Genomic DNA, 11,162 nt, shown 5'->3' with positions numbered 1-11,162 from the left:
GATTGGCCCCCCTTCCAATGATAGCCAAAGGGGAACGGCAAATCCGGCGTCACCGCTTTGGTCTTGAAGGCGCTGTCTAAATCCTTTTGATAGCCCCACTCCATCGGCTTGATCGGCTTTTGATATTTGCCATAGAGTTTGGCCTGCCAAGGCGGCGTGCTGATGAACCGATACGGGATGCCGGTGTCGTCCTGGATCAGCATATCGGCCGATTCTAACACCATAGCGCGGGTTTGAGAAAATTGGTTGTCGTGCAGGAGATAAGACGCCGACTTGATCAGCGCACTCGCCGGCCGGGGTTGGCCCACCCACTTGATAAAGTCGGGGTAGTATCGCAGCGCCCTGTCGGTAGCATCGAGCGAAAAATAAGAGAGCTGCTGCAGCGCGCCATTACCGTTGGCAAACTCAATGCGCACACCGCGCAGCGGTAGGGCGGGACGGTCGCCCTGGGGATTTTCATATTGCCGCGTCAGCTCGGGAAAAAGATCGACGGGCTCGATCCGCACGATGCGCATGTTCATCAGCGCCATCATCGTCGCCATCACTGGCACCGTGCCACGTACCCAAGGCGTCGTCAGCTGCTTGCCCATGTAAGAGGTAATGAAATAGTTGCGTTCAAATATCTCGCGAAAGGCACCGCGCACGTCCTGCAATAAACGGGTGAACTGAGCTGGGGTGACCGACTCCAAATCCGGCAGAGTCCCTGGCCTCTCGAGACTGAAGAACACGTACTTGGCGTGATCCGGGTACAACACGTAGGCATTGAGAAAATCGGGCCCGCTAAACGGATAGAGCAGGTTTTTTTTGTTCGACCCCGGAATCTTCACTTCCTGTTGCCGCCAAGTCTCGATCGTCTGCATGCGGCCGCGCACCTGCGCCCACTGGCCGGCCATCCACTTCTGATGCTCGGCGAAACCTTCAAGTTTAATCAGTTTGTCGATCGCCGGATCGCCCACCGCTGGGGTGATGCCCGCCATGATCTGTGCCGTAGCGGTGGCTCGCCGGTTGTATTCAAGGGTATCGGCGGCCCGCACAGCGCCTTGGCTCGCCAACGTGAGCAGCAAAAACGTCAATAATATCGGCTTCATCCCGGTGCTAAGCAGCTGGTGGATTCTCTCCATAAGTGTCTATCCGTTCCTAATTGGCGCTTTCGTTCTGAAAATCCTGGCAACTCATCTGTTTGACGAACCAAGAGCAAAAAACATCAATGTAATCAGTAGATATGGCAGGGCACGCGAAATAAGTAAAGGATGTTCTGAGTAAAAGCAAACCCCTTCCCATCGCCGTGTAGGTACGGTAAAAGAAAACAATTTAACTTTTGGAGTCTATTCAATGTCCGGTTGGAAAGCGCGCATCGGCTATCTGTCACCATCGGTTTTCGAGACACCTTCGGATTGGGATCTAATTCTACCCAAAGGTTTCACCATCGTTTCGTCAGGACTGAACGTCCAGGCGCATACCACCGAAGAATTCAACAAAGCGATCGACGCCCTGGGCGCCGGCTTGGGAATTTTCAAAGCCGAAGAATGCGACGCCATCCTGTTGGGCGGCATCACGCTGGGCACCCAGCGCGGCTATCAATTCGAGCAAGCAGTTATGGCGAAATTATCCCAGCAGGTCGGCCTGCCGGTCAGCACCGCCATGAGCGCGACCGTGGAAGCCATGAAGCACTTGAAGATTCGCACGACCGTGATCGCCACGGCATACAAAGCCTCGATCAACGAGCTGGTCAAAAAATATTATGAAGACGGCGGCGTGAGAGTACTCGCCATCAAGGGTCTAGAAGTCAACAAACCGGTCGACCAAGCCAAGCTGCCCGATTACTCATCGTACAAAGTCGCGCGCGAACTGTTTAAGCAGCAGCCCGATGTCGACAGCATGCTCTTGCAAGGTCGCTGGCGCACGGTGGCTTACACTCAGGAGTTGGAAGACGATACCGGCCGGCTAGCGATCTCCAGCACTGCCGCGTCGTTATGGTGGGTAATGAAAGTCTTGGGGATGAAAGTCCCCGTGCCCGGTTTCGGGCAATTGCTGCGCTAATCGCAAAGACGGGCGACCCATCGGTCGCCGCAACGAATTAGAGAGCCTCTGCCAGCACCCGGTCTGGGTCGCCGTGCTGGCTCGCCAGCCTACGAATCTCCGGGTCGTCCAACGCTTTCAAGCGGCCCCGCTCCACAAAAGGTTTCCCGTCGGCAAGGATTGTCGCTTGGAACATGATCGCATCCACATGGATGCGCTTTTTCTGATGGCCGCCGCCGAAGCCCCAGTGCACCGCCCCCGCATGGTTGGCGCCATGATAGCCGCGCTCGCCGCGAAACGTCGGCACTTTGGGATTGTGCCCCAGACCGATCTCCCGCAGCTGACAGATATTCTCCAGGTCGCGCTCGACCACGTTGCGGAACGCATCGGCTTCCTTGCCGCCCTCAATCGCAGTAATCCGTCCAGCTTTGATGTGGCAAGTCACCGGTTGCTGATAACAGGAATCACCGGCCCAGCCACGATAGACTCCCGGCGCCAGCGTGATCGCGTCGAGCTTCACAATACCTTCGCTCGCCGGATTGAGCGGCTCGGAGGGGCTGATCACGTTAGGCCCGTGGCCGACGGGCAAGTGGCTGACAAACCCCGGCTTGTTGGCGACGATTTGACCCGTGTAGCGCGGATCGCCGGCAAATTTGTTGTCGACATCGTCCTTGGTAAGTATCGTGTGGAAATCGGTGCCCTTGGGGTCAGTGATGTGGATCTGCACGTCCTTGCCGGTGCGCAGCACATCCCAGGTCTTGGGATAGATCGCCGACAGCACATCAAGGGGAAACGTCACCGCATCGTCGGCCAGCAGCGCCGCGGTGCGGCAATGGGGGAAGCCGACGCAGCGAGTGCCCATCTCGGAGCGAAGCTGTTTGATGACGATGGAGTTGGCCATCTCCCAGGAAAAGTATAAAACGTTGGCGGTTTTGATCGCCTCGATAAACTCGTCCGGCGGGCCGTAGCCGCTGCCGCGTTCGACCATGCAGAGAAACGGCGTCGCGCCAAGTTCCTTGGCAGCGGTGAAAAACGCTTGGATCACTTCGGCTTCAACGCGGAGGTCGACAATAAAACCAACCCGCTCGCCCGAGCTGACGCCGCCGACGCGCATCGCCGCCCGCGCACCTTCTAAAACCGCCATTGCACCCAGAAAACTGTTCGACATACAAAGCTACTCCAGCATTTTTGTGTCGCCCAAGCTATTGCAGGTGGCCCGCTCTGTCAATTAGCTTCGGCCCTCAACTTGACTTGGGCGGTTGATCTTCTTTATGGAGAAAGTCATGGCCTCAAATCCACTTCGCTCTTTTGCTGCGGTTTTCACCGCCGCGATGACAGCCGGAATGTTTTTTACTCAAAACGCGATTGCACAAGAGCTGAAGCCCTTTCGCCTCTCGGTAAGCCTGGGCTCGGCCCAGCTCCCGCTTTGGGCCGCCCAGGAAGCGCGGCTCTTTCAGAAACATGGACTGAATGTCGAGATCCTTAGCATTCAAGCCGCTTCGCGGCAAGTCCAGCTACTGCTGTCCGGCGACGCCATGGCCACGAGCTTGTCTGCGACCACGCCCATGCGCGCCCGCATCGAGGGCGCAGACGTTGTGCTCACGCTCGGTTTATTGAATTCATTCACCCTATCGATTGTCGCCGTCCCGGAAATCAAACAGCCCGAAGATTTGAAAGGCAAAGTCATCGGTGTCGGCAGCCTGGGCGGCTCACCGACTTTACTCACGCAGCGTTTGTTAAAGAAATGGAAGATCGAAAACGATGTCAAATTTCTCGGCACCGGCGGCTACGTCGAAAGCGTTGCCGCGATGGATAAGCGGCGCGTGCATGCCGCCGTGCTCGACCCGGCGCGCGCTTACATTGCGCGGCGCCAGTTTGGTTTCGTCGAACTGGCTAACCTCGGTCAGGAATTCAAATACGCCACGACGGTCATCGCGACCCGCGAGGCGCTGCTGCGCAAAGAGCGCGACACCTTCACGCAGTTGACCAAAGCCATTATCGAAGGGCTGCATTTGATCAAAACCGACCGCGAGTTTTCGCTCAAGGTTATGGCCAAATCGCTTCGCTCCAACGATAGCGGCATGCTGGAGGACACTTACCGAGTCTTTTCCAACCTGTACGAACGCGTGCCCTATCCAAACCTTGAGGGCATTCAACCGATACTCGATGAAATCGCCACCCAAGTGCCGAAAGCGAAGAACTATAAGCCGGAAGATTTCGTTGACGTGTCGATCCTAAGGCAGGTGGAGCAAAGCGGGTTTATCAAAAATTTTTATCGATAAATAAACCCAAAGACGATCGCCCTCACCAGATAGACCGGCGTAGGTTGGCTTAGCGACCCAACAGCTGCCGTGCTTATTCGAGCCAAACTACCCGCGGTTCGCCCTTCTCGCGTACGCTGCGCTCGGAACCGGTGTTCGCCGCACTGAGATCCGTCCCGGTGATCAGTTCATACAATTTGCCCATCGCCGCTGGGCTGTTGAAACGAGTCAGGCCATTGGCCCGTCCCATCTCCTGCATCTGATTCGCCATCGACACCAGCGGCATGGGGATTTCCAAGTTCGCCGCTACTTTCAAAGCCTGGCGGAAATCTTTGTAGCTGTTGCTCAGCGCGCCGCCGTTGTTGTTGTTGCGCTTCATGAATTCCTCGAGCCGCGCTGCCGTCGGCGTCGAACCGGTGGTTTGTAATAACTTCAAGAAGAGCTTTGGGTCGGCGCCTTGCGCGGTCAGCCACGAGCAAACTTCAGCGGTCACGATGTTATTGGTAGTCGCGTAGAGAATCACGGCGATCTTAAATGCCTTGGGCATCCACGGTTCGGGCAGGCAAATAATCGTTTGGGCAATGTCGTTGAGCACTTGCACCACAGCTTCAAGTTTTGCTTTGTCACCGCCGACGACAATTGAAAATTGCCCCGATGGAATGGAGATCGCCGGCGCGCCGCTCGCGTGGATCGTGCCGCCGATAAACGCTGCGCCTTTGTCGCCCAGCCGGGTTTGCAACTCCCGCGCACAATCCGGATCGGTGCCGCTCAGATCGATCAACGTCTTACCCGCGCCGAGCGCGGCGAAGGCGCCGCCGGGCCCAAACACCGCCCGGTTCACCTCCACCGACGACGGCAAGAGCGTAATCGTCACGTCGGCCACCGCATCTTCGGCCGATTTCGCACCGCGTGCGCCGAGTTTTTCCGCGGCAGCAACAGCCGCGGAGTCGATGTCGTAAACGCTCAGCGCATAGCCCTTGGCGCGAATGCGCTCGGCCATGGGCCGCCCGGCGTTGCCCAAACCAATTAAACCAACCGATTGCATCTAAACCTCTAAATCATGACGGGCGCGCGGAATCGCGCGACAATTTGATCCTATCTTTGCGGCCTTTGCGCCTTGCGCGAGACCAATCCGAATCCTTTCTAGCCCCCTTTGCCCTTTAGCTCTTTCCCGCTTTCTTCAGCGCTTCGTTGACAATCCGATGCAACTCCTTGCGCCCTTCCATGCCGTTGTACTTGGAGGAGTTCAGCATGAAATAGTTTACGCCTTTTTGCGGCACGTCGTCGGGCGGCAGATCGTTCTTCGGAATGTCGACGCGCAGCGAGTTGACCTCTGTCGCCTTCTGCCAGGCGATCTGCCCTTCGCGCGAGACAATCCAGTTGGCAAACAGGCGGGTCGCGTTGGGGTGCGGCGCCTTGCTCATCACCGCCATGCAGCAGGAGCCGCCGCCCATGATCTCACCTTCTTTGAGCGGGTGCGGCATCAAATCCACCGGCAGCCCTTGTTTGTTGGCCTTCATCACCGGCTGGCCGCTGCCGATTTGAAAAACCACTTTTCCCGAAGCTAGCCAGTCGGTGCCTTGCTGCAAGTCGCGGGTCATCAAAATGTCGGTTTCCGTGAGCATCCGCGCGATGAACTTTTCGCCTAAAGACGGCGTATAATAGAAAAACAAAAACGTCTCGCCGCCGCCGCCGGCAACCCGCGGATCGAAGGTGACGATCTTGCCTTTGTACTTGGGATTCAACAAATCCCACCAGGAGCGAATCTCTTTGGGATCGAGCAGCTTGGTATTGTACGAACCGCGCCGCGTGCCGATTTCGCCGGAGATTATCAGCCCGGCGTGGTTCTGCGGGTCGGCAAAGTGCAGCTTGCCGTCGAACCAGTTGTTAAGGTCGGTCACCTCCGGCAACAGCAGCAGCGGCTTCAATGGCTCCAAGGTTCCCGGCGCAAAGGCTGCATAGGTCGACGAACCGCCCATGATCAAATCGGCGAGATATTTCCCGGCGCGCCGCTCGGCGACGATACGCTGAGCATGATCGGCACCTTTGCCCGGAACAAAGTTGAATTTGATCTCGGGATAAGATTTCTGAAACAGCGACCAGACTTGCTGATAGGCCGGATTGTGCGGCCCGTAGATAACCACTTCGCCTTCCTTCTTGCCCGCATCAACGATGGCTTCCCATTGTTTCTTCCAATCGGACTGAGCAAACAACACAGAATTAAAAATTAAAAAGTGAAAATTAAAAAAGAAAATCGCCGCACCAACCAAGAGCCGGACTAAGTTCGAGCTCGCGCCTCGCGCCTCAAGCCTAGGACCGATTTTCCGTTTTCCGCTTTCCGCTTTCATAATTCTCTCCCTCCCCCTACTAGTGTCCCAAACCCGCCGCCGTAAAGTTGCCGGCGCCCATGATCTGGTGCACTTCCCATTCGTAGAGATCGAAAGCCGTAAAACCAGCGACGGTATAGGGGTCGCTCGCGGCGATTTTTTCCGCTTCGGCTTTCGACTCCGCGCGAATGACGTAAACGCCAAATTTACGGTCGGTGGTCGGACCCGAGAACAAGATCTTGCCGGCATCATGCTGCTGCTTCATCCAGACCAGGTGCTGATCCAAACTCACCGTCCACTCCGAGCGCGGCTTAACGGCGCGGCGCATGGTCAAATACCACATGGTTTTTCTCCTCTTCGTTGTTGCGACTGTGTCGCCATTCATAGATGAGGCGGAGCCGAAGAATCTGCTGAATGCGGCGCGCGAAAAAGCAGATCCTTCGCTTGCGCTCAGGATGACAAAACGGCTGATTTCGCCGTTGCGACAGAGTCTCCGTTGCTGATGAGATATGCTCCGCCTGAAATTCTGTCAAGTTGATTCTATCTGCCCAACGCAATCGCGATGGTGCCGCTAAAAACCGCGATGGTGCCGGCAACGGTGCGGGCGTTGACCTCTTCGCGATCTTTAAAAAAGATCACCGCGATCAGCAGATTCCACAACGGCGTGGTGGCCACGATGGGCGAAACCACCACGACGCGGCCGGTGCTTAACGCCACCAGCGCCAACAGCGCGCCCACCGCTTCGAAGAAACCTGACACGATAAAATAGACTATGCCTTTCTTGTTCCATACCGCGGTTTTTTCGCGCGACACACTGAGCGCCGGTAGCGCGCCGAGCAGAGAAACCACGGCGACCACGGCGGCAAAAAACACCGGTTCGTTGGTGATCGATAGACCGTAACGCCGGAGCGGAAAAGCGACACCGGCCAGGGCGCCGGCGCTAAGCGAATAGAGAATATGCCACCAGCGATACCCGGGCGGCGGCACATCGGGTTTCCAAGAAATCAAGATCACGCCGCCGACCACAAGAATGGTGCCGAGCAGAATCAATGCCCCGGCCTGCTCTTGCATGATGGCGACAGCGATCAACGCGCTAAACAGCGGATAGGCATTGCGCAGCGGCTGGCTGCGCGCGGTGCCAATCTTGTGGAGCCCGACAAACGTCAACAGGCTCGTGACGCTTTGCATGAGACCGAGAAAGACAAACAGCGAAAGTGAGCTTTGGGCAAACTCCGGTATCCCTCCCAGCAAGAAGACCGCGATCCAGAGGATAATCGTGCGCGAAGCCAGCGAAACGATGGTGGCGACCAAAGCGGTCGAATAGCGCAGGCCAAACCAGCCGTACAAGGTAAATAGCGCGTAGGAGAACGACGCGATCAGCGCGATGATTTCGGGACCCATGGGTGGCAGATTCATTTGGATGTACGTGACCGCCCACCAACAGTCAAAGGCGGCGGCCAAAGTTCGAGCTTAACTCCGGCAGCGCTTTTCTATATACTGACCGCGCTGTACCCCGAAAAGGTCAGTCTAGATTGGAGAGTCCATGCACCGTTTCGCCGTTCGCGGGTTAGTAGTCGCCTTCATCGTTTTTCTCTCGTTTGCGGCCCATGCGCAGGACAGGACGCGCGACTTGGTCGTCAAGATCCATGCCACCCATCACACCCCTGACGTGCTGCGGCCGTGGACGCGCAATAGCCCGCAACAGGTCAAAGGCTCGGGGGTGGTCATCGACGGCAAGCGCATTCTCACCAACGCCCACGTGGTGCGCTACGCCAGCCAAATTTATGTACAGCCCAACCAGTCCGCCGATCTCATCTCGGCGCGCGTCGAGGCAGTGACACCATCCATGGACCTGGCGGTGCTGAAGCTCGACGACGAGTCCTTCTTCGACAAGCGCGGCATTCTCGCTTTTGCCGACGACCTGCCGCGCGTCAAAGATGCTGTCAACGTCTACGGCTATCCGACCGGCGGCACCGAGCTTTCGGTCACCCAGGGAATCGTCTCGCGCATCGAATTTACCGACTATTATTATCAGACCAGCGGTCTGCGCATTCAGGTCGACGCCGCGCTCAACTTTGGCAACAGCGGCGGTCCGGCGGTCACGGACGGCAAATTGGTCGGCCTGGTGTTCAGTTTGATCCAGAACGCGCAAAATATCGGCTACCTGATTCCCGTCGAAGAGATCAAATTATTTCTCGCCGATATCGCCGACGGCCGCTACGATGGCAAGCCGCAAATGTTCGAGATTATTCAGACCGTCGAGAATGACGCGCTGCGGCAAAAGCTCGGCATGCCCAAAGGCATCAACGGCGTCATGGTCTCGGAGCCCTATCGCCGCGACGCCGACTACCCGCTCAAGGAATGGGACGTGATCACGCAGATCGGCGACTCACCCATTGACGCCGACGGCAAGGTGGCGGTGCGCTACGACCTGCGGGTTTCGGCGTCCTATCTGGTGCAACGGCACGCGAAAGATGGGCGCATTCCCCTGACGATTTTCCGCAACGGCGACTTCCAAAAGGTCCAGGTGCCGGTGCGCACCCAGCGCGAGTTGGTGATTCCCTACCTGCTCAGCCGCGCGCCGCGCTATTTTATCTATGGCCCGCTGGTGTTCTCGGAAACGACTCAAGACTTCCTCGAACGCCTCGGCAACCAACGGCCAACCTCGCTGAGCCCGCGGCCGAGCCCACTGCTAACCCGCCGTTTCGATCGCCCGTTGTTCGAGGGCGAAGAGTTGGTGGTGGTTTCGTCGCCAGCGTTCCCGCATCGCATCACCAAGGGTTACGACGATCCCAACCGCGCCGTTGTGAGCGAAGTGAACGGCGTGCCGGTAAAGAATTTGCGCCACCTGGTCGAACTGCTGCGCGACCTGCAAGACCAACAGGTCACCTTCAAGTTTTCCAAGTCCGGCGTCATGACCCACGAAACCATGGTGTTTAATCGCAAGGACCTAATGGAATCGACTGGCAAGATTCTCGAAGAAAACGGCATCCGCTTCCCCTACTCTGCCGACTTGAAGGCGATCTGGGACAAGCCCGCCGCCAGCGCCGGCAGCACTACCCAGGGAGGTTGAGCTGGTGAAAGCAACTGTCGAGCGGCGCCTCCCGGAAGCATGCGTAGCCCTGCTGCTGGCGTTTTTTTTCTTGGTCGCCTGCCAGCTTTCCAACGGCCAATCCTCTGAAACGCCGGCCGGTCTTACCGTTCAAACCGTTGCCACCGGGCTCGACACACCGTGGGCCATCGCCTTTGCTCCTGACGAGAGAGTGTTTCTAACCGAACGCCCTGGGCGCATTCGCGTCATCGAGCGGGGCCAACTACGCGCCGAACCTTGGATGATTCTAGAGGTCGCCGCCACCAGCGAAGCCGGCCTCATGGGCCTGGCCCTCGATCCGCAATTTGCTCAGAATCGCTACGCCTACGCTGCTTACACTTACCGGAACGATGCCGGCCGCATGACCAATCGTTTGGTCCGATTGCGCGAAGACGCCAACGGCAAAGGCACGCTCGACAAAGTTTTGATCGACAACGTCCCGGGTGCCAACAACCACGACGGTGGGCGCGTCAAGTTCGGCCCCGACGGCAAGCTTTACTGGGCCACCGGCGATGCCCAAACCACGCGCTATTCACAAGATCTGAAATCGCTGAGCGGCAAGATTCTCCGGTTAAACGGCGACGGCACGATTCCCGGCGACAATCCATTCGCCGATTCGTACGTGTACTCCTACGGCCATCGCAATCCCCAGGGATTGGCGTGGCAGCCCGGCACCAACCGCCTCTACGCCACCGAGCACGGCCCAAGCGGCTTTCAAGGCTGCTGCCGCGACGAAGTGAACTTCATCGAGCCGGGGAAAAACTACGGCTGGCCGGACATTCGCGGCGACGAAACCAAAGACGGCATGGTAACGCCGGTCATTCACGCCGGCACCAGCGAAACCTGGGCGCCCGGCGGCGCGGCGTTTGTCGGGCGTGGGCCATGGTCGGGCTCGCTGCTGTTTACCGGTCTGCGCGGCCAAACCCTCTACCGTGTCGTGCTCGACCCCAACAACCCACGCCGCGTCGAAAAACTCGAACGCCACTTCGCGCGCCAGTTTGGCCGTCTGCGCGACATCGCCGAAGCGCCCGACGGCAGCCTCTATCTCCTCACCAGCAACCGCGACGGCCGCGGCCGCCCCACCGATGACGACGACCGCGTGCTGCGCCTGAGCTTCAAGTAGTCCGCATGGCAGGCGCAAGGCCTGCCCCTACAAAACCCATCGTGCGGTTAATTCTCCGATTGCGAGCGCGCGCAGCGCGCCTATGCGTACTTTGCCCTCTTTGCGGTTAAATTCTCCGGTTCGTAATCCGAGCGCGCAGCGCCTTTTGTGTTTCCTTGTACCACTGTAGTTGACAATTCGCGCAGCTAACGCAAACCCTAAAATTCTCAGCTCACCACAAAGCGCACGAAGGACACGAAGTTCGGAGAAAACTTTTTGACTCTCTTCTCTTACCTTCGTGATCTTCGTGTCCTTTTTGCGGTTAAATTTCTTGCCCGATTCGGTTGCGGCTGTGCTGCGCT

General features: G+C 57.7%; 10 protein-coding genes. 4 read left to right on the top strand and 6 right to left on the bottom strand.

All coding sequences use genetic code 11. From position 1 onward, the window contains the following. On the bottom strand, positions 1-1,121 hold a 1,121-nt coding region (locus FJ145_14395), incomplete at its 3' end, for a hypothetical protein (protein MBM4262606.1). A 211-nt stretch (positions 1,122-1,332) separates the two neighbouring features. Between FJ145_14395 and FJ145_14390 the strand changes: the two genes are divergently transcribed. After that, on the top strand, positions 1,333-2,040 hold the full coding sequence (locus tag FJ145_14390; GenBank protein MBM4262605.1) for a hypothetical protein: 708 nt from the start codon (positions 1,333-1,335) through the stop codon (positions 2,038-2,040). A gap of 37 nt (positions 2,041-2,077) precedes the next feature. On the opposite strand, the gene FJ145_14385 is transcribed toward FJ145_14390, so the two are convergent. Beyond that, positions 2,078-3,187: a hypothetical protein gene (locus FJ145_14385; protein ID MBM4262604.1), complete on the bottom strand. Its 1,110-nt coding sequence runs from the start codon at positions 3,185-3,187 to the stop codon at positions 2,078-2,080. Between the two features lie 103 nt (positions 3,188-3,290). On the opposite strand from FJ145_14385, the gene FJ145_14380 reads away from it, so the two are divergent. After that, positions 3,291-4,301 (top strand): ABC transporter substrate-binding protein, encoded by a 1,011-nt coding sequence (locus FJ145_14380; protein MBM4262603.1) that lies wholly within the window; start codon positions 3,291-3,293, stop codon positions 4,299-4,301. 73 nt (positions 4,302-4,374) lie between these two features. On the opposite strand, the gene FJ145_14375 is transcribed toward FJ145_14380, so the two are convergent. The 4 genes from FJ145_14375 to FJ145_14360 all read right to left on the bottom strand — a co-directional run bounded on the left by FJ145_14375 (position 4,375) and on the right by FJ145_14360 (position 8,023). Beyond that, positions 4,375-5,325, bottom strand: coding sequence for an NAD(P)-dependent oxidoreductase (locus tag FJ145_14375; protein MBM4262602.1), 951 nt, complete (start codon positions 5,323-5,325; stop codon positions 4,375-4,377). A gap of 115 nt (positions 5,326-5,440) precedes the next feature. Further along, complete coding sequence (locus FJ145_14370) at positions 5,441-6,628, bottom strand: extracellular solute-binding protein (GenBank protein ID MBM4262601.1); 1,188 nt, start codon at positions 6,626-6,628, stop codon at positions 5,441-5,443. A 19-nt stretch (positions 6,629-6,647) separates the two neighbouring features. Then, positions 6,648-6,992, bottom strand: a complete 345-nt coding sequence (locus FJ145_14365; protein ID MBM4262600.1) for a hypothetical protein — start codon at positions 6,990-6,992, stop codon at positions 6,648-6,650. 155 nt (positions 6,993-7,147) lie between these two features. After that, positions 7,148-8,023 carry a DMT family transporter gene (locus tag FJ145_14360; protein ID MBM4262599.1) on the bottom strand — a complete coding sequence of 292 codons (876 nt, stop codon included), beginning with the start codon at positions 8,021-8,023 and terminating at the stop codon, positions 7,148-7,150. 127 nt (positions 8,024-8,150) lie between these two features. Between FJ145_14360 and FJ145_14355 the strand changes: the two genes are divergently transcribed. Beyond that, positions 8,151-9,680, top strand: a complete 1,530-nt coding sequence (locus FJ145_14355) for a serine protease (GenBank protein ID MBM4262598.1) — start codon at positions 8,151-8,153, stop codon at positions 9,678-9,680. A gap of 4 nt (positions 9,681-9,684) precedes the next feature. Beyond that, complete coding sequence (locus FJ145_14350) at positions 9,685-10,821, top strand: PQQ-dependent sugar dehydrogenase (protein ID MBM4262597.1); 1,137 nt, start codon at positions 9,685-9,687, stop codon at positions 10,819-10,821. Positions 10,822-11,162: the final 341 nt, after the last annotated feature.

It is taken from the genome of Deltaproteobacteria bacterium (genome assembly GCA_016874755.1).
Lineage (GTDB): Bacteria > Desulfobacterota > Binatia > UBA9968 > UBA9968 > DP-20.
The sequence above is the reverse complement of the archived record's forward strand: the minus strand, read 5'-3'. Positions and strand labels throughout refer to the sequence as shown.